This is a genomic window from Rhizobium sp. CRRU65 (genome assembly GCF_048551595.1).
Lineage (GTDB): Bacteria > Pseudomonadota > Alphaproteobacteria > Rhizobiales > Rhizobiaceae > Rhizobium > Rhizobium leguminosarum_J.
On the sequence record NZ_JBLYZH010000008.1, the window covers coordinates 62,249 to 85,977 of the forward strand.

Below are 23,729 nucleotides of genomic sequence, written 5' to 3' on the forward strand. Positions count from 1 at the left end.
TCCCCGCATGTGCTCTTTTCAACCCGCTACGGATGTACGGACCGCCCCGATCAAAAGTTTCATCCGGGGGAAAAAGTTTTCACGGCTGTCGGCGACATGAAAAAGGCCGGCTTGAACCGGCCTTTTTCTGAGAGCGGGAGTCTGTCGCTTAAAGCATGTCGCGCAAAAGTGTGCAGCGGTTTTGCGACAACGACATGCGTAAAAACAAAGACCTAAAGCGCGACAAGCGAATCTGAAAGATCGCGACGCGCTTTAGTTGTCGTATTCGCGGCAGGCTTCGCTGATCGATGCGCCGCTCTGACCGCCGCGCGTGTCGACGCCGGACATCTGTTGCGGCATGCCGGGGCATTCCATCGTCTGCGGTCGGCCGATGCTCTGTGTCGTCGTCGGATCGACCGGCGAGGCGGGTACCGGACGAATGCCGTTGTCATCGTTGGTGTAGTCGGATGAATAGGTGCCGGAACCGGGATCGGTCGAGCCGCCATTCGTTGGCCCGATGGGACTCGGGTTAGACTGGGCAAAAGCCGACGACGCCATGCCGATCGCGAGCAGCGAAGCGGCAATAAGGGATCTAGACATGGAATATCCTCCTTGGATCTTCATCTTGGATGACCCTGGGGTAACTGCCTGATGGAATCATTGTTCCGAAATTTGCTAAAAACCTGCATTCACGCGCGGCCTGTACGGCATGGTTATGCGTAAACCTTAACGGGCGATGTCGCTGGATCGGCGCCGGCGCATGCCCTACTTGCATGCGGAGATACTAAAAAACCGTGGCATGAGGCCGCTATGTTCATCTCCTTTCGCGAAGCCGCAGATCTCGGTCTCCAGATCGTACTTGCACTCACCTTGACGCTGAGTGGCATGGCGGTCGCCTCCTACGCCGTCAGGAATGACAAGGCTAAAATTTCGGCAATCGACGTCAGCCGTCCCTCACTCTGGACCGCCGCTCCGATGCGCGTCGATCCGGCGACGCAAGCCTACCTGCGCGCCGATGTTTCGGCCGCACTGGAACTCGCCGATGGTGCCGACGACCTCTGCCACGACCCGATCGGCCTGCGGCTTTCCTGCGACTTGATCGTGACCTCCGGTACGGCGGCTTTTTAGGTGAAGGCGGTCGGGAGGCGTCACCGCCATCCCCGAAAGCTTGCAAAACCCAATGATTTGCCGTTTCATCGCGATAGCGACCACCGTCCGACTCTTTCCCTGAAGGATTCAGCCTTTTGTCTATGCCGATGCCCCGTGGCTTCGAGAAGCCCTATGCCGCCTTCCTGTTCGATATGGACGGCACCATCCTCAATTCGATCCATGCGGCCGAGCGTGTTTGGAGTGACTGGGCAAGGCGCCATGGGCTCGATGTCGCCACCTTTTTGCCGAAGATGCATGGGTCGCGCGGCATTGACACGATCACCCGGCTGAACCTGCCGGGAGTCGATCCCGAACATGAATCGAAGCTGGTGACCGAAGCCGAAATCGTCGATGTCGGCGACGTCGTTGCCATTTCCGGCGCCGCGACCTTTCTGAGTTCATTGCCCCCGGATCGCTGGGCGATCGTCACCTCCTCGCCATTGCGCCTCGCTCACCGGCGACTGGAGGCAGCAGGTCTGCCGGTGCCGAGATTCATGGTGACGGCGGAGGACGTGAAGGTCGGAAAACCAGACCCGCAATGTTATATTCTGGGCGCCGAGCGCCTCGGCGTCAGTACCCAGGATTGCCTGGTGTTCGAAGATGTCGCAGCCGGCATTACCGCCGGCGAGGCGGCGGGGGCCGATGTCATGGTCATCACGGCAACACATCACCAAAAGATGGAGACGCCGCACCCGACGCTTTCATCCTATGACGAGATCTCGGTCCGCATCTCCTCCGATCACAGGATGCTGATCGTCCCGAACGCGGCCTGACAGTGCTCCCCTGCTTGCTTCTGCGCGGTTCACTCCGCGGCTGCGGCAAGACAGCGATCGATGATGCTGCCGATTTCGCTGCGGCAGGAGCCGCAATTGGTTCCAGCGCTGGTTTCCTTGCCGACCGCCTCGACGCTGTGACATCCGCCGCGCACGGCAGCCGCGATCTGGTTGACCCCGACACTGAAGCAGGAGCAGACGGTGGCGCCCGGATCTGGCCTGCCTGCTCCCGGACGACCCGCAACGAGCGCAAAGCGTTTCCTGAGGTCGCCATGCGAGGCTGAAAGCTGCGAGATCGCCCAGTTGCGCGCGACGGCGACGGGCTCGCGTGCCAGAAACAGCGCCGCAAGCAGGACCTCGCCGTCGAAGAAGGCGAGCCTGAGGTCGCCGGATTGCCGGTCGGCATAACCAAGCGGTTCGATCTCGGCCGGAATGGCGAAAACCGCGCGGCACCAGGCCGTCCAGTCTTCGACGGTTTCGCCGAAGGCAAGCTCCAGCCGCCAGCCGCCGGCGGCTTTCGCCAGCGCCCAATAGGCGGCATCAGGCGCGGCGGGTTTTGTGGCAGAGACGGCGAAACCGTAATGGGTGGCGCGGAAGGGCCGGACGGCGACGGCAACGTTCTTCGACGCCGGCTGACCGGAAACGGGATCGGTTATCGGCGCGACCACCGCGTCGATCCGAGCTTTTGCAGCAAACTGGTCGTTCCAGTGCATCGGCGCAAAGATGCCGCCGCGTGCCTGGCGATCGGTGACCAGCGCCCTGACGATTGCCTTGCCGTGCGGGCTGTCGATCTCGACCAGGCCCGCGCTTGATATGCCGGTCTCGATCGCGTCGCGCGGATGGATCTCGGCAAAGGGTTCGGCGATATGGGCGGAAAGCCGCGCACTCTTTCCGGTTCGGGTCATCGTGTGCCACTGGTCGCGGATGCGTCCGGTATTTAGCGTGAAGGGGTACTCGGCATTGGTGCGATCGGTTGCGGGCGGTTTGACCGCGACGAAGCGCGCCTTGCCATCAGGATGGAAGAAACCACCCTCGGCGAAGAAGCGGGTGATGCTGGGTTCTGTCCCTGCCGCCTGCGGCCACTGGAAGGGCGACAGCTCGTCATAGGCGCTGCCGTTTATGCCTGCGCGCGCGCCGATATCGAAATCGCGGCTGCCGTTATTTTCGAAGGCGGAAAGCGCGGCGTGCTCCGCAAAGATTGCGTCCGGCGCATCAAAATCGAAGGCGGCGGCAAATCCCATGCGGCGTCCGACCTCCGCAAGCTGCCACCAGTCGGCCCTTGCATCGCCGGGGATGTCGAGAAACGGCCGTTGCCTTGAAATGCGCCGTTCGGAATTGGTGACGGTGCCATCCTTCTCGCCCCAGCCGAGCGAGGGCAAAAGCACATCTGCGTGCCGGGTCGTATCCGTCTCTTTCAGGATGTCCGACACGGCGACGAAAGGACAGGCGGCGATCGCGCTTTCGACGCTATCGGCATCCGGCATCGAGACGACGGGATTGGTCGCCATGATCCACAGCGCCTTGATGCGTCCGTCGGCTACGGCTTGGAACATGTCGACCGCCTTCAGGCCGGGCTTTGCTGCGATGACGGGCGAGTTCCAGAAGCGCTGCACGCGATCCCGGTCTTCGGCATTCTCGATTGCCATATGGGCGGCAAGCATATTGGCGAGACCGCCGACCTCGCGCCCGCCCATGGCGTTCGGCTGTCCGGTCAGCGAAAACGGTCCCATGCCGGGGCGGCCGATGCGGCCGGTCGCCAGGTGGCAGTTGAGGATCGCATTGACCTTGTCGGTGCCGGAGGAGGATTGGTTGACGCCCTGGCTGTAGCAGGTCACGACCTTCGGCGTCGTCTCGAACAGGCGGAAGAACTCCCTGATCTGCATGGCGGGCAGGCCGGTCCGTTCCAGGAGATCGTTGATATCAAGCGCGGCGGCGGCCGCAAAAGCGTCGCCGAAACCTTCGGTATGGGCGCCGATATAATTCTGGTCGATTGCCGGACTTGTCACGAGATGGGCAAGCAGCCCCATGAACAGTGCAACGTCGCCATCAGGACGGATGGCGAGATGCAAGTCGGCGATGTCGCAGGTCATCGTCCGGCGCGGATCGATGACGACGATCCGCATATTTGGCCGCGCCGTCTTTGCGGCGGCAAGCCGCTGGTAGATGACGGGATGACACCAGGCAAGGTTGGAGCCGGTCAGGATCACCAGATCCGCAAGTTCGATATCCTCATAGGTCCCGGGCACCGTATCGGCGCCGAAGGCGCGGCGATGCCCCGCTACGGAAGACGACATGCAGAGCCTTGAATTGGTGTCGATATTGCCGGAGCCGATGAAGCCCTTCATCAGCTTGTTGGCGACATAATAATCCTCGGTCAGCAACTGGCCTGAGACGTAGAAGGCAACGGCGTCAGGCCCGTGTTCGGCGATCGTTTCAGAAAAACGGCGGGCGACCAGATCAAGCGCCTCGTCCCAGCCGCTCTGTTTGCCTTCGATCTCGGGATGGAGAAGCCGGCCATCGAGATCGATGGTTTCGGCAAGGGCTGAACCCTTCGAGCAGAGCCGGCCGAAATTCGATGGATGTTCCGGATCTCCTTTCACGCTGACTGCGCCTGCCTCATCGACCGTGGCGACAACGCCGCAGCCGACACCGCAATAGGGACAGGTGCTCTTGACCTCAGCCGCCATCTATTCCGCCGCCATCATCAGGCTTTCCAGGGCGATGAACAGCCTGCCGTCTTCGTTCAGCACCGATATCGTCCGGACCTCGCCTTCGTCGGCGCCGAGCGCCTTGCCGGTTTCCAGCGAGATCACCCAGTTGTGCAGCGGGCAGGTGACTGACTTAGCGTGGACGATGCCCTGGGAGAGCGGGCCGCCCTTGTGCGGGCAATGATCCTCGATGGCGAAGACTTCGTTTTCGGCGGTGCGGAAGACGGCGATCTTGCCCTGCGGTGTCTTCACGCAACGCGCGCCGCGCAGCGGGATGTCGGAGATGTCACCGATTGCGATCCAGTTCATGTCCATCTCCTTACTCTGCAGCCTGCGGATAGCCGATCGTCGCCATCGGCTTGAACTCGTGCTTGTCCTTGCCGGAAACACGCTCCGACCAGGGGTCGACCTGGGCAAATTTTTGGCTGAAGACGAAGCGCTCGTAATAGGCTTTGCGCTTTTCGGCATCACCCATGATCTGGCGGCGGATTTCCTCCAGGCCGACGCGCTTTGCCCACTTGTAGATGCGCTCGAGGTAACGGGCCTGCTCACGGTACATCTGCGTCAGCGCCACGATATACTCCAGCGCCTCGTCCTCGGTCCGGACAAGCCCGAGGACCTCCGTGCCCTTGATGTCGAGGCCGGCCGCACCGGCGAAATGGATCTCGAAACCGGAATCCACGCAGATCACGCCGATGTCCTTGCAGGTTGCTTCCGCGCAGTTGCGCGGGCAGCCGGACACGGCCAATTTCAGCTTGGCCGGCGTCCAGGAACCCCACATGAACTTCTCGATGCGGATGCCGAGGCCGGTGGAATCCTGGGTGCCGAAGCGACACCAGTCGGAGCCGACGCAGGTCTTCACCGTCCGCAAGCCCTTGGCATAAGCCTGGCCGGAGACGAAACCGGCCTTGCCGAGATCGGCCCAGACGGCGGGCAGGTCTTCCTTCTCGATGCCGAGCAGGTCGATACGCTGGCCGCCGGTGACCTTCACCATCGGGATCTCGAACTTGTCGACGACATCGGCGATGGCGCGCAGCTCGTTCGAATTGGTGACGCCGCCCCACATGCGCGGAACGACGGAGTAGGTGCCGTCCTTCTGGATGTTGGCATGCACGCGTTCATTGATGAAACGCGACTGATAGTCGTCGGCATATTCGTCCGGCCAGTCGCTGACCAGGTAATAGTTGAGTGCCGGCCGACATTTGGCGCAGCCGCAGGAGGTCTTCCACTCGAGCTCCTGCATGACGGCAGGGATGCTCTTCAGACCCTTGGCCTTGATCAGCCGGCGAACGTCGTCATGGCCGAGTTCGGTGCAGGTGCACATCGGCTGGACCGCAGTCGGATTGTAGCTGTCGCCGAGCGTCAGCGCCATGAGTTGTTCGACAAGGCCGGTGCAGGAACCGCACGAGGCGGATGCCTTCGTGTGAGCGCGTACGTCGTCGAGCGACGTCAGCCCCTTGCCTGAAATCGTCGAGGTGATCTTGCCCTTGCATACGCCGTTGCAGCCACAAATCTCCGCGTCATCCGGCAAGGCTGCAACGGCCGCCATAGGGTCCAGCGGCGACCCTCCCTGATAGGCCTGTCCGAAGATCAGCGTCTCGCGCATCTCCGAAATATCGGTCGCCTTCTTCTTCAGGTCGTTGAACCAGGCACCATCGGCGGTTTCGCCGTAAAGCACGGTGCCGATGATCTTATTGTCCTTCAGCACCAGGCGTTTGTAGACGCCGGCGCTGGCATCGCGCAGCACGATCTCCTCGCGGTCGTCGCCATCGGCGAAATCGCCGAGTGAATAAAGCTCGATGCCGGTGACCTTGAGCTTGGTCGGCGTATCCGCGTGAACGAAGGCCGGCGAGCGATCGCCGGAGAGATGCGCGGCGGCGATGCGGGCCATTTCATAGAGCGGCGCAACGAGACCATAGACCATGCCGCCCACCTCGGCGCATTCGCCGAGCGCGAGAATATTGCCGTCCGAGGTCTGCATGCCGGCATCGACGACGATGCCGCGATTGACCGCAATGCCGGCGTCCTTTGCCAGGCCGACGCTTGGACGAATGCCGACGGCCATGACGACCAGCGTTGCCGGGATGATGCGACCGTCGTCGAGCTCGATGCCCTCGACCTTGCCGTTGCCGACGATCGCCTTGGTATTGGCCTTGCAGATGACCTTGATGCCGCGTTCCTCGACTGCCTTCTGCAGCAGATAACCGGCGGCGGGGTCGAGCTGGCGCTCCATCAGCGTCGGCATGACGTGCAGCACGGTGACGTCCATGCCGCGCTGGGCAAGGCCGGCCGCCGCTTCCAGGCCAAGCAGGCCGCCGCCGATGACGACAGCCTTTTCGCGCGACTGAGCGGCAAGCAGCATCGCCTGCACGTCGTCGAGATCGCGATAGGTGATGACGCCGGGCAGATCCTTGCCGGGAACAGGGATGATGAAAGGCACGGAACCGGTTGCGATCACCAGCTTGTCGTAGCTTTCGGTGACGCCGTGGTCGGAGGTGACGGTCTTGGCAGCACGATCGATGTTGACGATCTTGTGGCCCTTGTAGAGCATGATGCCGTGCTTGATATACCAGCCGTCACCGTGAATGATGATCTGCTCGTAGTCCTTTTCTCCGGAGAGAACCGGCGACAGCATGATGCGGTCGTAATTGACGCGCGGCTCGGCATTGAAGATCGTAACTTCATAGCGTCCCGGCGCCTGCTCGAAGAGGTGCTCCAGCATGCGCCCGGGCGCCATGCCATTGCCGATGATGACGAGTTTTTCGGTCATATTTCCAGGTCCTTAGATCAGGTTGCAGCCACGGGCGCCGAATGCCCTTGGCGCGACAGTTGCTTTACGGACAGGTGCATCCAGATGAGAGAGATCACGACGATCGCGAAGAGCAGCAGGAAACAGCTGGACCAAAGGCCGGTCATGTCCTTGAGGAGGCCAAAGGCAATTGGAAGGATGAAGCCGCCAAGGCCGCCCATCATCCCGACGACACCGCCGACTGCGCCGACGTTTTCGGGGTAGTAGGCCGGAATGTGCTTGTAGACGGCAGCCTTGCCGAGGCTCATGAAGAAGCCGAGCACGAAGATGACGACGATGAAGATGACAGGGGTGATGCCGAACGCCGGACCCGCCCCGCCACCAGAAGCAGCCGGCAGCGAAAGGATGAGAGTGGCGACGGCCGACACGGCAAGCATCGTATACATCACGCTGCGCGCGCCCTTTTTATCCGACAGCACGCCGCCGAAGGCGCGGAAGATGCTGCCCGGGATGGAATAGGCGGCGGCGACCATGCCGGCGGTTTCCAGGTTGAAGCCGTAGACGCCGACCAGATAACGCGGCAGCCACAGCGACAGGGCGACGAAGCCTCCGAAGGCGAAGAAATAGTAGAGCGAGAAGCGCCAGACCTGAACGTTCTGCAGCGGCGCGAATTCCTGCGCGAAACTCTTGGAGACAGCGCGGCGTTCGCGGCGGAGACGGAAGGCCGGATCATCGGTCGTGGTGAACCAGAAGACGATTGCCATAAGCGCCAGACAGACGGCCCAGATCTCCGCAACCGCCTGCCAGCCCCATGCGAGCAGCACGAAGGGAGCGGCGAACTTGGTCACGGCGGCGCCGACATTGCCGGCACCGAAGATGCCGAGCGCGGTTCCCTGCTTCTCAGCCGGGAAGAAAGGCGAGACATAGGCGACACCGACCGCGAAGGAGCCGCCGGCGAGGCCGACGCCGAGGCCGGCGATCAGCATCTGCGTATAAGTCTGGGCGTAAGAGAGCAGGAAGGTCGCCAATGCGGCGGCCAGCATGGTCAGCGTGTAGACGAGACGGCCGCCGTAACGCCCCGTCCAGATGCCAAGGACGATGCGCACGAGCGAACCGGTGAGCACGGGGGTGCCGACCAGCAATCCGAACTCGGCCTCGTTCAGGCCGAGATCCTGCTTGATGCGAATGCCGATGATCGCGAAGATCGTCCAGACGGCAAAACAGAGGGTGAAGGCTACAGTGGAGATCCACAATGCCTTGGCTGGTTCGCCGGCGGACATGAACTGTGATTTCTCGATGACAGACATAACTTCTCCGAGGCCCGACAAGGTCGTGCCGATCCATCGCTGAGGGTTAAAACAAAAAGCCGCTGGTCAGGACGCGCATACCCGAGGCGCGCAAAATATCCTGATCAGCGGCTTTGCTGGTGGCGCCCGCCGTTGGACGCCGAATTCTTGGGCCTTCTGGCCCACTTGCCTGGAAGCAATCCGTTGGCCGGATTGCTCAAGCTAAAAACCTACCTCTTCAAACCGAAGAGCAGTCTCTGTATCTTCCGCGAGCGTCTATCACTCACTCTGCGCTGATCGCCATTGACCGGTGCAATAAAGATCATGCAAACTGCGTGCCAGTTTTGTGATCTGCGTTCAATCCACTGAATACAAATGATATTTTACGAAACGCGCCGCCTGCTTGTTTTTCGGGCCACCACCCGCTCATGCAAATATTTTGTGCGCTTGTCGTGAGGCGGGCAGATACTTGCTGGCGTTTTGTGCAGGCCGGCATCGGTTAGACCTCGTCGTCGGAAACGAAGGCGAGGGCGCTTTTGACGGCAAAACCTGCGACATAGTCCGGCAGCCTCGCCGGGTCGAAGACGTGGCCGTCCATGAAACGGTCGCCCTCGTCACTGCCTTCGATGCGGATATCGGCATCTTCAGGTGATTTGTCGTCACCGAGAGCCGTGCGATAGAGATCCGGGCGGTAAGCGGATGCTGCGGCCCTTGCCATGTTGAGGCTGATCTCGGCCTGTCCCCAGCGGATCATCTGGCTGTAGATCCAAAGCGCCTGGCTTGGCCGGGGATAATTGGCGAAGCCGGAATGGAACATGAAATAATCGGTGATGATGCGGCGGTTACCCTTTGCGTCGAGGCTGAATTCGCCGGCGAGCACACGGCGAATGATTTCGACGGGGGCAGCGATATAGCGCGGGTCGGCAAGAGCTGCCGCCAGCGCATCGTGATTTTCCGGCCGATCGCACCACTGGGCTGCCGCGTCGAGCGCCACGATCAGCCGGGAAACGGTTTCCGGATGGCTTTCCGCCCAGTCCGGCCGCATGCCGATCACCTTTTCAGGTGCCGACGGCCAGATATCCTGTTTGGCGGCGACGATGCGGCCGACGCCGCGCTCTGAAGCGACCATGTTCCACGGCGCACCGACGCAGAAACCGTCGATCGCACCGGCCGCCAGCGCATCCGAAGTCATGGGCGGCGGCACGACGACGAGCTTGACATCCTTGTCGGGATCGATGCCGCCGCCTGCCAGCCAGTAGCGGAATTCGTAATTGTGCGAGGAGAAGGGGTAGGTGACCCCGAAAGTCGGCAGCGGCTCGCCGCGGGCCTTCATTGCCGCCAATGTTTTTGCCAGGGCGCGGGCATTGTCGAGCGCGCTTGCCGTTTCCGGCAATCCCACGTCATTCCGCATCCTGTCGAAGAGCCGCGTCGATAGCGTGATCGCGTTGCCGCCGCGCCCCAGCGAAAATGGCGTGATCGTCGGTGAGGGATTGGAGCCGAGACCGAGCATGGAGGCGACGGGCATCGGTGACAGCATGTGGGCGATGTCGAACTGGCGGAATGCCAGGCGGTCGCGCACATTCGCCCAGGAGACGTCCTTGACGAGATCGAGCGTCAGGCCTTCCTTCCGCGCGAAGCCGAATTCCGCCGCCGCAATCAGCACCGATGCATCGACGAGCGGAATGAAACCGGCCCGCAGCACTTTCGGTCCTTCGCTGTTCAACCGCACGGGCGACGGCATGTCGTCGCCGGAGTTGGAGGTCGTTGTCATCATATCCACTCCGGTTTCCTCCGGAAATTCATCAGGTCGGCCATTACATCAACAGCCCCGCGGCAGTGACGACGCTCTGGGCAATTTCCGACATCTTCTTCTTTTCGTTCATCGCTGTCTGGCGCAGCAGGGCGAAAGCCTCTTCCTCGGAGAGGCCGCGCATCTTCATCAATATGCCCTTGGCGCGCTCGACCAGCTTGCGTTCCTCCAGCGCGGAGCGGGCATCGGCAAGCTCCCGCCGTAGCCGGTTGAAGGCATTGAAGCGGCTGACGGCCATGTCGAGGATCGGTTTGACGCGTTCCTTCTTCAATCCGTCGACGATATAGGCCGAGACGCCGGCATCGACGGCAGCCTCGATCGAGGCTGTGTCGGAGCGATCGACAAACATGGCGATCGGGCGGCTGACGGTGCGCGTCAGCTGGAACAGGTGCTCCATCATGTCGCGGTTGGGATTCTCGATATCGATGATGATCACGTCGGGCATCAGCGTTTCGATGATTCGCGCGATGCCGTTGACCTCATGCACCACGGTGACGCGCACATGCCCTGCCTCGCGCAGGCCTTCTTCGATGATGGAGGCGCGAATGGCATTTTCGTCGATCACCAGAATTGTCAGATCGAGATGCGTCATTGCTATATTCATGACGCAGTGCAGCAAATTTAGCAAGGCGTTCGCCTGAAAAATGTGCAAAAATAGCTGTGCGCAAAAAATAATCAAATTGCCGAAATTTCGGGCGGGATCAATATACCGCGTCGGCAAAGTCTTCAGGGCTGCGGTATTTCGGATGTGAAATGGGGAACGTCATAGCCGCGCTTGACCTGTGGCCGCGCCGCAAGCCTGAGATACCATCGTTTGACGTTCGGGAATGCATTCAGGTCGATCTCGTGGCGCTTAAAACGGGAAACCCAGGGCCAGACCGCCATGTCGGCGATGGAATAATCGTCGACGAGATAGTCGCGGCCTTCGAGCCGCACGTTCAACGTCTCGTACAGGCGGCGGGTATCCCTGCGAAAGAGATCCTCTGCGAACGGCGCTTCACCTGCATTGTAGGTCAGGAAATAATGGGCGTTGCCGAGCGTCGGCCCGAAGCCGCCCATCTGCCACATCAGCCATTCGATCGTGTGATGCCGGGCTGCACCCTGCCGGGGCAGGAAGCGGCCGGTCTTTTCGGCGAGGTAGAGCAGGATGGCGCCGGATTCGGCAAGCGTGATGCCGGTCTCGTGATCGACGATAACAGGAATCTTGCCGCCCGGATTGATGGCGAGATAGTCCTGCTGGAATTGATCCCCCTTGGTGATGTCGATCGTGTGGGGGCGGTAGGCGAGGCCGAACTCCTCGAGTGCGATCGAGACCTTCAAGCCATTCGGCGTGATCCAAGTATAGAGGTCGATCATCCCAGGTTCAATCGAACATCATTTCGTCGACCGGCAGCTTCGTCATTCCGAAGCGCCCGGTGACATCGTCGAGGCCAGAGAACATGTCCCGCAGAGTTTGTACGATCGTTTTGACACGAGGATCGATGACGCGATAGACAATCGCCTTGCCATCGCGGCGTCCTTCGATCACGCCGGCCTCGCGAAGCTCGCTCAATTGCTGGGAAAGCGTCGGCTGGCGGATACCGAGCTCATCCTCCATCGCCGAGACCGAAGCTTCCGTCTCTATCAGATAGCAGACGATCGCCAGGCGGTTGGCGTTGGCGATCAGCTTCAGCAATTCGCTTGCTGCGCCGACATCGCGGCAGACTCTTGAGGAAACGGGCTTCGTCAACGGTGTCGTCCTTGAAGGTTCTATAAAAAAGTAAAGTGACTGCGCTGATTTTTCAACTCCGGCTCGCTCAGTTCACTCGATCTGGTAAAAGATTTCATTGCCTATCGATTTTATGGGATTTCAAAGCCGATTTTCTGCTGCTGACGATAATCGCTTCCTCGCAATCAATTTATAAAAAAGTAAATTGATTGCAGCAACCATGACGACGGTCGAAGCAATATGAGAATTGGCGTTCATCCCAATAACCTGCATCTTCGCCTCGCGCGGCTCTGGCCTGGCGCCTTCGCCGAGCTGCAGCCCGTTTTCGTCTCCTATGCCGAAGGCCGCGATACCGCGGCCCTGCTGGAAAGTGGCGACATCAATCTCGGTGGCACTGGTTCGACGCCGCCAATCGAGGCTGATATGCGCGGCCTCGGCGTTGAATATATCGCTGCCTCCGCGCCGCGCCCGGCGAACGGCGCCATCTTCGTCAGAAGCGACAGTCCGATCGGCTCCGTCGCCGAGTTGAAGGGCCGCCGGATCTCGCTGATCGACGGTTCCTTTCACACCTATTTGCTGGCCCGCAGCCTCGAAGGTGAGGGGATGAGCCTGCCCGATGCCGAGCGGGTCGAAAGCGGGGCGCGCGATGCGCTCGCCGATCTGCTCGAAGGGCGCGTCGATGCCTGGGTTGCCATGTCGCCACGTCTCGAAAAGGCGCTGGAGCGCGATGACGTCAGGCCGATCGTCCGCTGCGGCGCGGCCATTCCCAACCGTTCGCTGTTCTGGACACTGCAGCGGAACGGCCTTTCGGCGGCGGAGATCCGGGCGATCGTCTCCGAACTCAGCCGGATCGGCACCGAGATCGCCGCCGATCCGCGCGCCGCCGCCAGACTTCTTGCATCTGGCGACCGCGGCGGATCTGGCGACCGCAGCGGATCTGGCGACCGCGGGGGAACGGATATCGCTGCCTGGGAAAAGGTGGTGCGCTCGCGCGACTTCACGGTGTTTCCGATCGACGACGAGATCATTGCCGAACAGCAGGAAGAGGCCGACACCCTGCTGCGCCACGGTCATTTCGACAAGCCCATCGTGCTGAAACGCCCGGAAATGACGAAATAACAAGGAATCGGGAGATGAACGTTTTCTGGTACATGTGCGCGCCCGACGGCGCTTATCCCTGGCAGCCGGAAGGCTCTCGCCAGGTCGATTACGGCTACTACAAGCAGCTTGCCCAGGCCTACGACCATCTGGGTTATACCGGGGCGCTGTTTGCGACCGGCGCCCATGATGTCTGGGTGCTGGCGAGTGCGCTGCTTGCGCACACCGAGCGGCTGCGCTTTCTCGTCGCCATCCATCCCGGCCTTGTTGCGCCGACATTGCTTGCCAAGATGGCTGCGACCTTTCAGGAATTCGCCCGCGGCCGGCTGCTGATCAATGTCGTTTCCGGCGACGCCAAGATGCTCGGCGCCTATGGCATGATGCTACCGCATGACGAGCGCTATGACATGGCGGACGAATATCTTCAGCTCTGGCACCGGCTCTTTTCCGGTGAGAGTGTCACCTATCAGGGCAAGTATTTCTCGACGGATGGCGCCAAGCTCGCCTTGCCGGTCAGCGAGAGCATCGCACCACCGCCGCTCTGGTTCGGCGGCTCCTCGGATAAGGCGCTTGAAGTCGCGGCAAAACATGTGGACACCTATCTCTCCTGGGGCGAGACGCCCGCCCAGATCGGCGAGAAGGTCGAAGCCGTAAAGGCGCGGGCCGCCCACTACGGCCGTGAACTGGAATATGGCATCCGCCTCTATGTCATCGTTCGCGACACCGACCAAAAGGCCTGGGAGGCGGCGGCCGATCTCTATGACCGTATGGATGATGCGGCGATCACCGCCAACCAGCGTTTCGTCTCAAGAAGCGATTCCGTTGGCCAGCAGCGCATGACCGCACTGCATGGCGGTCTCAAGCCGGAAAACCTGCGCGATCTCGAAGTCGCGCCGAACCTCTGGGCCGGCATAGGCCTGGTCAGGCCCGGCCCCGGTACGGCGATCGTCGGTTCGCCGGATACGGTTCTGCGCACGCTCGAAGCCTATCAGAAGGCGGGTGTCGATACTTTTATTCTTTCTGGCATGCCGCTGCTTGAGGAAGCCTATCGTTTCGGCGAAAAGGTGCTGCCGCGGCTCGATGTCAGCAGGGAAGTCTCGAAGGCGCGGAACTACACCTGGTCGACGCTCTTCGATCGCGATCTTTCGACCGTCAAGAGCGCCTGATCCTCTCGCCAGAAGGTAAGTTTTGTGGCCACCAGTGAATTTCATCCGATCGAACAGGCCGCACCGGACAGCGGGGTGGCAGCGCGCCTGCTGCGGGCGATCGAAGCGGTTCTCGGCATTGCCGCGGCACTCGTTCTCGCCGTGCTGCTCTCCATGGTGCTCGTCACAGTCTGCCTGCGTTATTTCTTCAGCGCCGGCTTCATCGGCGCCGAGGATCTCGGTATCTGGCTGCATGTGGGCCTGATCGCGCTCGGCGCGCCGCTCAGCCTCAACAGCGCGCTTGCCATGCGCCTCGACGTCTTCGTCAAGATGCTGCCGGAAAGCCTGCAGAAGGTCACGCCGATCGGCGCCGATGTGTTCACCGTGCTTTCGGCGCTGATCCTGAGCTTCGGCGGCAGCGAGATCATGACGATGCTTGGCGGCGTGTCGCCGACGCTCGGCGTGCCGGAATGGATCCGCTTCGGCTTTCTTGGCGCCGGCGGCGCGCTGATCCTCGTCGTGCTGCTGCTGCAGCGCATCGCCGAAGGCAAGATCCTGCCGGTTTTGCTCTCGCTTGCCGTCGGTGTCGCGCTCTATGCCGGCATTCCGCATATCTCGCTCGATCTCGACTGGCCGCCGAGCATTTTCCTCGGACTGATCGCCGCGGTCGGCCTCGTGCTTGCTGCGCCGCTGCCGCACGCCTTTCTTGCCGCAGCCTATGTCGTCATCGCCTTCGGTAGCAGCCTGCCGGAGCCGGCGATCGTTTCCGCGACCGTCACCGGCATATCGAAATTCCTGCTGCTCGCCATTCCCTTCTTCCTGCTCGCCGGCGGCCTGCTGACGGCCTCCGGAGTCGCCAACCAGCTCGTGCGCTTCGCCGCCGCCATGGTCGGCCATCGCCGGGCCGGGCTGGCGCAGACGACGCTGTTGACCAGCGTCCTCTTTTCCGGCGCCTCCGGCTCGTCGGTCGCAAATGCCGCATTCGGCGCATCGACCTTCCAGCCCGAGCTGGTCAAACACGGCTACCGGCCGGCGCAGGCGGCGGCGATCATCGCCTCGACATCGGTTCTCGACAATGTCATCCCGCCGTCGATCGCATTTCTCATCCTTGCGACCGCGACCAATCTCTCCGTCGGTTCGCTGCTCGTCGGCGGCTTCTTTGCCGGCGGCTTGATGGCCATATGCCTGGCGGTCGCAATCCATCTGACGGTCAGCGAACAGGTGCCCTTGCCGCGCGCAAATGCGAGACAGCGCTGGCAATCGGCGGTCCAGGCAATCCCGGCTTTCGGGCTCGGCGTCATCGTCGTCGTTGGCATCCGCATCGGTATCGTCACGACCACGGAAGCAGCCGCTCTTGCTGCTTTCTACACGCTGCTGCTCGGCATCGGCGCGCGCCTCGGCATTCTCTCGCTCTATGCCGCCTTCCGTCAGGCAGCAGTCGAAGCGGCGGCGATCGGCCTTCTCATCGGCACGGCCGGCCCCTTTGCCTTTTTGCTGGCGGTCGACGACGTGTCCGGACTGATCTCGCACCTGACGACAGTGCTCGGCGGCAGCGCGCTTACGGTCATCCTGCTGTCGAATGTCATCCTGCTGGTCGTCGGCCTCGTTCTCGATATCGGCGCCGCGATCCTACTCTTCGGCCCGATCCTGCTGCCGGCAGCGGTCGCCGCCGGTATCGATCCCATCCAGTTCGGGGTGATCATCGTCGTCAACCTGATGATCCACGGACTCACACCGCCGCTCGGCATGCTGATCTTCGTCGTCAGCGGCGTCACGCGCATTCCCGCCTCAGAGCTCTTTCGGGCGGTGGTTCCCTATCTGCTCGCTCTCCTGGTCTCGCTCGCAATCCTCTGCGCATGGGCCATCATCTTCTCGTAAACAGGACAACCCCATGGACAATTTCAACCGACGCAATTTCCTGAAGACCGCAGCTCTCGCCGGAACGGCGCTTGCAGCGCCCGCCTTCGTCCGCACGGCCGCCGCCCGCACGACGACGATCACGATCGCCTCGCTGCTCGGTGACGACAAGCCGGAAACGAAGATCTGGGTGAAGATCGGCGAACTGGTCGAAGCGAAACTCCCCGGCCAGTTCAAGTTCAATATCGTCAGGAACGGCGCGCTCGGCGGCGAGAAGGAAGTGGCCGAAGGCGTGCGCCTCGGCTCCATCCAGGCCAGCCTCTCGACGGTCTCGTCGCTCTCCGGCTGGGCGCCGGAACTGCAGATCCTCGATCTGCCCTTTCTCTTCCGCGATGCCGACCATGTTCGCAGGACCGTCGCCGGTGATGTCGGCGCCGATCTCAAGCAGAAACTGCAGGCGCAGAATTTCGTCGTCGGCGATTTCATCAATTACGGCGCCCGCCATCTCCTGACCAAGGAGCCGGTGACGCGGCCAGAACAACTCAAGGGCAAGCGCATTCGCGTCATCCAGAGCCCTCTGCACACCAAGCTCTGGAGCGCATTCGGCACGACGCCGATCGGCATTCCGATCACCGAGACCTATAATGCGCTCGCAACCGGCGTCGCCGACGCGATGGATCTGACCAAGTCGGCCTATGCCGGCTTCAAGCTCTACGAGGTCGTGCCCGATATGACCGAGACCGGCCACATCTGGGCATCCGGCGTCATCTATTATGCCTCGACCTTCTGGGCCGGCCTCAATGACGAGCAGAAGGCGGTGTTCCAGCAGGCCTCCAGCGAGGGGGCTGCCTATTTCAACCAGTTGATCGTCGATGACGAATCCAAATCCGTCGAGACGGCGCTTGCCAACGGCGGAAAACTCTTGAAGCCGGAAGCCTTCGACGAATGGCAGAAGGGCGCCCAGGGGGTGTGGGACGATTTCGCGCCGGTTGTCGGCGGCATCGACAGGATCAAATCGATCCAGGCCGCCTGAGCAAGCGGCGGACGGTTCTCCTGCAGCTTTGAACGGGGACCGATGGAAAAACCATCGGTCTCTTCATCGCGCGCACTTGCCGGAAAAATAATGCCGGAGCAGGCCGGAAATCGAAAGAGCATGCCTTCGGTGATCGTGGTATATGACTTACTTAAAATCCTGGAATGGGAAGTTTTTACCTTCGGCCGGTGCGATCCTGTTGACCGCAATGTTGCTACCGCTTCCGGCGGACGGATCCCATGGCCTCGATTTGAGATAAACAACATTGAACACAAGGCTTTGGAGGGCCGACCATGAGCTTACGCATCAACGATATTGCCCCCGATTTTACCGCCGATACCACCCAGGGACCGATCAGCTTCCATGAGTGGATCGGCAGCGGCTGGGCCGTCCTGTTCTCGCATCCGAAGAATTTCACGCCGGTTTGCACGACCGAGCTCGGCGCCATGGCCGGCCTGGCCGGGGAATTTTCCAAGCGTGGCGCCAAGGTCATCGGCATCTCCGTCGATCCGGTGGAAAGCCACGCCAAATGGAAAAACGACATCAAGACCGCCACCGGCTTCGACGTCGAATATCCGCTGATCGGTGACAAGGACCTCAAGGTCGCCAAGCTCTACGACATGCTGCCGGCCGGCGCCGGCGAGAGCTCGGAAGGCCGTACGCCTGCCGACAACGCCACCGTGCGTTCGGTCTTCATCATCGGTCCCGATAAGAAGATCAAGCTGATTCTGACCTATCCGATGACGACGGGCCGCAATTTCAATGAGATCCTGCGCGCCATCGATTCCATCCAGCTGACGGCCAAGCACCAGGTGGCCACACCGGCGAACTGGAACCAGGGCGAAGACGTCATCATCACCGCCGCGGTTTCCAACGAAGACGCGATCACGCGTTTCGGCTCCTTCGATACGGTTCTGCCCTATCTCAGGAAGACCAAGCAGCCGACGGCCTGACTACTGCTTTCAAGCCATTCCTCAAGCCGCCGCGAAAGCACTTCGCGGCGGCTTTTTATTGATCAGACTAAGCGATGGCTTTATGAGCTCTCACCGCATCGCCGAATGCCTGAAACAGCGCACGATTAACAGGGTTGGTTTGCGGATCGTATTCGGCATGCCATTGCACACCCAGAGCAAATCCCGACGCGTCCTTGAACCGTATCGCCTCGATCGTCCCGTCCTCGGCAATGCCTTCGGCAACGACCCTCTCACCAAGTTCGAGGATTCCCTGTCCATGCAGGGAGTTCACCCGGATCGTCTCCCGGCCGAGGATGCGGGCAAACATCCCGTCCTCTATAAGTCGAACATCGTGACGATCGCCGAAAACGATGGTGGGGTCGGGATGGATCTCGCCGGTCTCAAGGCGCGGCATCCGGTGGTTCATGCGTCCGGGCAATTCCCGGATTTCGGGATGCAGCGAGCCCCCGGCGGCGACATTCATTTCCTGAAAACCGCGGCATATGCCGAAAATAGGAACGCCTTGCGCAACACAGGCTTCGATCAAGGGCAGCGCCAGCCCGTCACGATCCTCATCATAAGGCTCATGCTTGGGATCCGGCACCATGTTGAATCGGCTGGGATGGACATTGGCTCTGGCACCCGTCAGCAGAATGCCGTCGACGACAGCCAGCAGATCCGCGATATCGGCCAGTTTAGGATTGCCGGCAAACATCAGCGGCAACGCTTCGGCGACATCGGCCACAGCCCGCAAATTGTATTCTCCGACAAGCTGGGTCGAGAATCGGCTTTCGATGATGCGGGCGTTCCCGATGATGCCGATTACAGGTCTTGCCATTGCTTGTCACACCCCAAGTCGCAACGCCAGCTGCTACCCAAGCCGCCTGGCCCCTCGGGCAGGTGATTTGCAACGCCGCGAAACCGGAACCGGCCCCGGGCTGACTGCCGGCTCGGTTGTCACTATATGGTTATCCTTGGTCGCGATGCAGGTGCAAGAGCTTTTGCGACCGCCAAGGCAGGTCCGTAAAAAGCCTGAACAAGGCGAAGCTCGGAGAAGCGAATTTCCTTGGCCGAGCCGATGCTCAATCCGGAACGGGAAGGGCGCGCTGGTTGTAGAGGATCTTGCGGATGCGTGCCTGTTCCTCTTCTGAGAGCTTACTGTTGTCGGTGCTAAGATCGGCGCCGACCGCAAGGCCGCGCTGGACGCCAGGTCTTGCGCCGACCTCCTCGAACCATCGCTTGAAATGCTTGAACTCGTTGATGTCCTGACCCTGTGCCTGCCAGTTGACGGTCCATGGATAGCTGACGATATCGGCGATGGTGAATTCGTCACCGGCCAGATAGCGCCGGTCGCGAAGCCGCATGTTGAGAACGCCGTAGAGGCGGTTGGCTTCGTCGGTGAAGCGCCGCACCGCATAGGACTGATCGCCTTCGCGATCGCCAAGGCGACGGAAGTGACCTGCCTCGCCGAGCTTCGGCCCCTGGTTCGCCATCTGCCAGATCACCCATTGCGTAACCTCGTATTTGCCGCGCAGATCCTGCGGCCAGAATTTGCCGGTCTTCTCGGCGAGATAGAAGAGGATCGCGCCGGATTCGAACACGCTCAACGGACCGCCGCCATCGGCAGGCTCGTGATCGACGATGGCAGGCATGCGGTGATTGGGGTTGAGTTTGAGATAATCAGGCTTGAACTGGTCGCCTCGGCCGATATTGACCGACACCAGCCGGTAGGGCGTGCCGGTTTCCTCCAGGAAGATCGAGACCTTCTTGCCGTTCGGCGTCGGCCAGTAGTGGAGATCAATCATCTGCGTATCCTCGTTCGCTCGGGACTTCCTGGCAAACAGGATGCCGCTACGACCATGGCAGGTCGAATATGTTTGTTCCAAAATCGATGGCGAAATTAGAAACCTGTGACCGTCCGTGCCAACAACCGAGGTGCAGATATGGAAATGGGGAAGCGTCGCGCCTTGATCGATGGTATCTAGAATCCAGCGTCGCGATGGAAGTTCGAACCTCATGAGATCCGATGACACGCCGAAAACGTCAGTCCGACATTGGGAAGAGATTGGCCAAGGCCATGCTTTCGCTCTGTCTTCTGTTTTCCCAAGTGGACACGGTAAAGGCCCAGCCTGAGGGGAGCGTCGGGCCGGCGGCCTGCTTGTATTCGGGACCTTCGGCGTTGGGATCCGGTGAGACGCTCTGCATCCGGAAAGATAGTTTCAACCGCGATCTTTGCGTCGCGATCGAGCATTTCGCCAGCGCCAGTCACTTGCCGCCGGATTATTTCGCCCGTCTCATCTGGCGGGAAAGCACCTTTCGCCCCGATGCCGTTAGCTTCAAGGGAGCGCAGGGGATTGCGCAATTCATGCCCGGAACGGCGAAACTGCGCGGTCTCGAGGACAGCTACCAGGTATTGGAAGCCCTGCGGAAATCGGCGCAGTATCTCAACGAATTGCGCAATCGTTTCGGCAATCTCGGCCTTGCCGCCGCTGCCTACAATGCCGGCGAAAATGGACTTTCCTCTTACCTTACGTCAGGGAGATTACCTTACGAGACGCGCGGTTACGTCCTGGCGATTACCGCGCATACGGTCGAGGAATGGAAGGATAATCCGCCGGAAGACGCGGCTGCCCCGCTCGACAAGGACAAGTCCTTCCTGGACGGCTGCGTGGCGCTTGCGGAGAGACGGACGTTGAAGGACACGCCCTGGCGTCAGGAGGGTGAATGGGCGCCCTGGGGCGTCCAGATCGCCGCGAATGCGAATGTCGCGATAGTCAGGCGAATGTTTCTCGATGCCGTGCAGGATCTGCCCGCGCCCCTGAATGCGGAGCAGCCGCTGATCTTGCGCCAGCGTGATCGCAGCTTTGGTTTTCGCCCACGTTATGCTGCCCGCGTCGGCCGGCAGACGCGCATGGACGCCAACGACCTCTGCAACCAGATCCGCAAACACGGCGGCACCTGCCTTGTTTTCAAAAATCGATAGCGGGCCTGGTCCAGCCCCTTGATCACGAAAAGTCCGCTTGCAGGATCACCCAAGCGCAGCATATTCAACACGGAAATGCCAAGGGAGGAACGATGATGCGGGTTTTGGTAATCGGAGCAACGGGCCATGTCGGAACCTATCTCGTTCCCCGTCTGGTGGAAGCCGGTCACGACGTCGTCACGATCAGCCGCGGCACGGCAAAGCCCTATACGGCAAACCACGCCTGGGCTGCCGTCGATCAGCGTCAGATGGATCGGGCAGCGATGGAGCAGACGGGTGATTTCGGCCCGGCCGTGCGTGGTGTGAAAGCCGACATCGTCATCGACATGATCTGCTTCTCGCTGGAAAGTGCCGAGCATCTGGTGACGGCGCTGTCGGGGCATGTCGGTCACTTCCTGCATACCGGCACGATCTGGACGCATGGCCATTCGACGGTCGTACCCACGCTGGAGGAGACGCCGAAATTTCCCTTCGGCGACTATGGGACGCAGAAGGCGGCAATCGAAACCTATCTGCTGCAGCAGGCAAGGCTTCGCGGATTTCCGGCAACCATCATCCATCCCGGGCACATTGTCGGTCCCGGCTGGACGCCGCTCAATCCGGCCGGCAATTTCAACCTGCAGGTCTTTTCAACCCTTGCCCGCGGAGAGACCCTGGCGCTGCCGAATTTCGGCATGGAAACCGTTCATCACGTCCATGCCGATGATGTCGCGGCAATGTTCATGGATGCGATCGCCAACTGGAATGCGTCGACCGGTGAAAGTTTTCACGCGGTCTCGGAGCAGGCGCTGACCCTTCGCGGTTATGCGGAAGCCATGTCGCGATGGTTCGGACACGAGCCGAAACTCACCTTCGCCCCATTCGACGCCTGGGCCGAAAGTCAGACGGCTGAGGATGCGAAGGCGACCTGGGAGCATATCGCCCGCAGCCCGAATTGCTCGATCGCCAAAGCCAAACGCCTGCTCGGTTACACCCCGAGATACACCTCCCTGCAGGCGGTGCAGGAATCCGTGGGTTGGCTGGTCGGGCAGGGGCGGATCGAGACCTGATCCGCCAGCGCCGCGCGTAGCGGTCGGCTGCTTTTATTTTACGCAATTCCGGACGGGAAACCGCTTCGCACTTTTCCTGAAATTGCTCTAACGGATCAGGATAGCCCTGAAATCATTGACATTGGTTCCGGTCGGGCCGGTTTCGAAGAGATCGCTGGTGGCCGCAAAGCCCGAATAGCTGCTATTGCCGTCGAGCAGCCGGCGCGGATCGAGCCCGGCGGCGCGCAAGCGCCTTGCCGTGCTGCCATCGACAAAGGCGCCGGCATTATCCTCCGAGCCGTCGATCCCGTCCGTGTCGGCGGCGAGGACATGAATGCCCTCCTGTCCGTCGATCGCAAGCGCCATGGCGAGCGCGAATTCGCCGTTGCGTCCGCCCTTGCCACCCTTGGTTCTCAGCGTCACCGTCGTCTCGCCGCCGGAAAGGATGACGACCGGCTTCGGAAACGGCCGGTTCCGGCCCGACACTTCGCGGGCGATGGCCGCATGCACCAGCGCCACGTCGCGCGATTCCCCCTCGATCGCATCCGAAAGAATGGCCGGCTCGATCCCCTGCGACTTCGCCAGGGCGGCGGCGGCCTCCAGCGAGACGCCGGCGGAGGCGATGATGTGATGCGCGTGCCGCAAGAAGACCGGATCGTCCGGCCGCGGTGCATCGGCCTTCGGCGAGTTCAGATGGTCGAGTGCTGCCTGCGGCAGCTGCAATTCGTATTGCCTGATGATCTCAAGCGCATCGTGCCGTGTCGAACCATCGGGCACGGTCGGCCCGGAGGCGACATGAGCCGGGTTGTCGCCGGGAATATCGGAGACGATCAGGCTGACGACCCTCGCTTTGGTCGCTGCCGCAAGTCTGCCGCCCTTGATGGTGGAGAGATGCTTGCGCACGACATTCATCGCCGAAATCGGCGCGCCCGAGGCAAGCAGCATTTCGTTGAGCGCGATCTCGTCTTCTAGGGTCAGCCCGTCCGGTGGGGCGGGCAGCAGCGCCGAGCCGCCGCCGCAGATCAGCGCGATCACCAGATCGTCTTCCGTCAGCCCGTTCACCGTCTCGGTCAGCCGCTTTGCGGCGGCAAGGCCAGCCGCATCCGGCACCGGATGGGCGGCCTCGATAATCTCGATGCCGCGTGTCTCGCAGCCATAGCCGTAACGGGTGACCACCACACCTTCGAGCGGCCCGTCCCAGACGCTTTCGAGCGCCCGCGCCATCTGCGCCGCGCCCTTGCCGGCACCGATCACCACGGTCCTTCCCTTCGGCCTTTCAGGCAGATGCGCCTTGATGCCGGTCAGCGGATCGGCGGCGCGAACCGCCGCGTCAAACAGGCCTTTCAGGAAATCGCGGGGAGCGGTTATCGTCATCGGTGGTCTCTGCTGCCTCGGTGTCGATGGTGATGTGGGGCGCTTGCTGCACCATAGCCTACTGCATAATGCAGCAATTCAAAGTGTTACAGCGTC

At 61.3% G+C, this 23,729-nt stretch carries 22 protein-coding genes; 10 read left to right on the plus strand and 12 right to left on the minus strand.

The annotated features are described in order from the left end of the window. Window positions 1-252 precede the first annotated feature (252 nt). The gene (locus ACM5SV_RS17835) at window positions 253-579 is read right to left on the minus strand and encodes a hypothetical protein (RefSeq protein ID WP_012757183.1); all 327 of its coding nucleotides are present in this window, start codon (window positions 577-579) and stop codon (window positions 253-255) included. Between the two features lie 210 nt (window positions 580-789). On the opposite strand from ACM5SV_RS17835, the gene ACM5SV_RS17840 reads away from it, so the two are divergent. Both ACM5SV_RS17840 and ACM5SV_RS17845 read left to right on the plus strand, forming a co-directional pair. Continuing rightward, the gene (locus ACM5SV_RS17840) at window positions 790-1,107 is read left to right on the plus strand and encodes a hypothetical protein (RefSeq protein ID WP_012757184.1); all 318 of its coding nucleotides are present in this window, start codon (window positions 790-792) and stop codon (window positions 1,105-1,107) included. Window positions 1,108-1,223: 116 nt separating this feature from the next. Continuing rightward, window positions 1,224-1,901, plus strand: a complete 678-nt coding sequence (locus ACM5SV_RS17845) for an HAD family hydrolase (protein ID WP_017993725.1) — start codon at window positions 1,224-1,226, stop codon at window positions 1,899-1,901. 29 nt (window positions 1,902-1,930) lie between these two features. Here ACM5SV_RS17845 and ACM5SV_RS17850 read toward each other — a convergent pair whose 3' ends face one another. The 8 genes from ACM5SV_RS17850 to ACM5SV_RS17885 all read right to left on the minus strand — a co-directional run bounded on the left by ACM5SV_RS17850 (window position 1,931) and on the right by ACM5SV_RS17885 (window position 12,183). Next, window positions 1,931-4,588 carry a nitrate reductase gene (locus ACM5SV_RS17850; protein ID WP_222015697.1) on the minus strand — a complete coding sequence of 886 codons (2,658 nt, stop codon included), beginning with the start codon at window positions 4,586-4,588 and terminating at the stop codon, window positions 1,931-1,933. Beyond that, window positions 4,589-4,924 (minus strand): nitrite reductase small subunit NirD, encoded by a 336-nt coding sequence (nirD, locus tag ACM5SV_RS17855; protein ID WP_017993726.1) that lies wholly within the window; start codon window positions 4,922-4,924, stop codon window positions 4,589-4,591. Between the two features lie 4 nt (window positions 4,925-4,928). After that, the gene (nirB, locus tag ACM5SV_RS17860; protein WP_113547042.1) at window positions 4,929-7,379 is read right to left on the minus strand and encodes a nitrite reductase large subunit NirB; all 2,451 of its coding nucleotides are present in this window, start codon (window positions 7,377-7,379) and stop codon (window positions 4,929-4,931) included. 17 nt (window positions 7,380-7,396) lie between these two features. Next, window positions 7,397-8,665 (minus strand): MFS transporter, encoded by a 1,269-nt coding sequence (locus tag ACM5SV_RS17865; RefSeq protein ID WP_012757189.1) that lies wholly within the window; start codon window positions 8,663-8,665, stop codon window positions 7,397-7,399. Between the two features lie 478 nt (window positions 8,666-9,143). Continuing rightward, window positions 9,144-10,424, minus strand: coding sequence for a CmpA/NrtA family ABC transporter substrate-binding protein (locus ACM5SV_RS17870; RefSeq protein WP_222015698.1), 1,281 nt, complete (start codon window positions 10,422-10,424; stop codon window positions 9,144-9,146). A 34-nt stretch (window positions 10,425-10,458) separates the two neighbouring features. Continuing rightward, a complete protein-coding gene (locus tag ACM5SV_RS17875; RefSeq protein WP_018241751.1) occupies window positions 10,459-11,046 on the minus strand; it encodes an ANTAR domain-containing response regulator in 588 nt (195 codons plus the stop codon). 134 nt (window positions 11,047-11,180) lie between these two features. Next, window positions 11,181-11,810 (minus strand): glutathione S-transferase family protein, encoded by a 630-nt coding sequence (locus ACM5SV_RS17880; RefSeq protein ID WP_221991952.1) that lies wholly within the window; start codon window positions 11,808-11,810, stop codon window positions 11,181-11,183. Between the two features lie 7 nt (window positions 11,811-11,817). Continuing rightward, on the minus strand, window positions 11,818-12,183 hold the full coding sequence (locus ACM5SV_RS17885) for an ArsR/SmtB family transcription factor (RefSeq protein WP_164068201.1): 366 nt from the start codon (window positions 12,181-12,183) through the stop codon (window positions 11,818-11,820). 219 nt (window positions 12,184-12,402) lie between these two features. Between ACM5SV_RS17885 and ACM5SV_RS17890 the strand changes: the two genes are divergently transcribed. From ACM5SV_RS17890 to ACM5SV_RS17915, 6 genes are read left to right on the plus strand one after another with little or no spacing between them, the layout of a single operon-like run. Beyond that, window positions 12,403-13,281, plus strand: coding sequence for an ABC transporter substrate-binding protein (locus tag ACM5SV_RS17890; protein WP_222015699.1), 879 nt, complete (start codon window positions 12,403-12,405; stop codon window positions 13,279-13,281). Window positions 13,282-13,295: 14 nt separating this feature from the next. Beyond that, the gene (locus ACM5SV_RS17895; RefSeq protein WP_222015700.1) at window positions 13,296-14,426 is read left to right on the plus strand and encodes an LLM class flavin-dependent oxidoreductase; all 1,131 of its coding nucleotides are present in this window, start codon (window positions 13,296-13,298) and stop codon (window positions 14,424-14,426) included. Window positions 14,427-14,450: 24 nt separating this feature from the next. Further along, window positions 14,451-16,283 carry a TRAP transporter large permease subunit gene (locus tag ACM5SV_RS17900; protein WP_222015701.1) on the plus strand — a complete coding sequence of 611 codons (1,833 nt, stop codon included), beginning with the start codon at window positions 14,451-14,453 and terminating at the stop codon, window positions 16,281-16,283. Between the two features lie 13 nt (window positions 16,284-16,296). Continuing rightward, window positions 16,297-17,295: a TRAP transporter substrate-binding protein gene (locus tag ACM5SV_RS17905; RefSeq protein WP_012757197.1), complete on the plus strand. Its 999-nt coding sequence runs from the start codon at window positions 16,297-16,299 to the stop codon at window positions 17,293-17,295. A gap of 42 nt (window positions 17,296-17,337) precedes the next feature. After that, window positions 17,338-17,592, plus strand: coding sequence for a hypothetical protein (locus tag ACM5SV_RS17910; protein WP_244432251.1), 255 nt, complete (start codon window positions 17,338-17,340; stop codon window positions 17,590-17,592). Next, entirely contained in the window at window positions 17,589-18,248 is a 660-nt protein-coding gene (locus ACM5SV_RS17915; RefSeq protein WP_003538881.1) for a peroxiredoxin, read from the plus strand. The genes ACM5SV_RS17910 and ACM5SV_RS17915 overlap by 4 nt, the downstream gene beginning before the upstream one ends. A gap of 67 nt (window positions 18,249-18,315) precedes the next feature. Here the strand turns inward: ACM5SV_RS17915 and ACM5SV_RS17920 are convergent, their stop codons facing one another. Further along, window positions 18,316-19,086: a gamma-glutamyl-gamma-aminobutyrate hydrolase family protein gene (locus ACM5SV_RS17920; protein ID WP_017993734.1), complete on the minus strand. Its 771-nt coding sequence runs from the start codon at window positions 19,084-19,086 to the stop codon at window positions 18,316-18,318. A gap of 244 nt (window positions 19,087-19,330) precedes the next feature. After that, the gene (locus ACM5SV_RS17925; protein ID WP_222015702.1) at window positions 19,331-20,053 is read right to left on the minus strand and encodes a glutathione binding-like protein; all 723 of its coding nucleotides are present in this window, start codon (window positions 20,051-20,053) and stop codon (window positions 19,331-19,333) included. Window positions 20,054-20,274: 221 nt separating this feature from the next. Here ACM5SV_RS17925 and ACM5SV_RS17930 point away from each other — a divergent pair, with 221 nt between their 5' ends. Beyond that, on the plus strand, window positions 20,275-21,231 hold the full coding sequence (locus ACM5SV_RS17930; RefSeq protein ID WP_222015704.1) for a lytic transglycosylase domain-containing protein: 957 nt from the start codon (window positions 20,275-20,277) through the stop codon (window positions 21,229-21,231). Window positions 21,232-21,323: 92 nt separating this feature from the next. Then, window positions 21,324-22,280, plus strand: coding sequence for an NAD-dependent epimerase/dehydratase family protein (locus ACM5SV_RS17935; RefSeq protein ID WP_222015706.1), 957 nt, complete (start codon window positions 21,324-21,326; stop codon window positions 22,278-22,280). 87 nt (window positions 22,281-22,367) lie between these two features. Here ACM5SV_RS17935 and ACM5SV_RS17940 read toward each other — a convergent pair whose 3' ends face one another. Continuing rightward, the gene (locus ACM5SV_RS17940) at window positions 22,368-23,633 is read right to left on the minus strand and encodes a glycerate kinase type-2 family protein (RefSeq protein ID WP_221969162.1); all 1,266 of its coding nucleotides are present in this window, start codon (window positions 23,631-23,633) and stop codon (window positions 22,368-22,370) included. Window positions 23,634-23,729 lie beyond the last annotated feature (96 nt).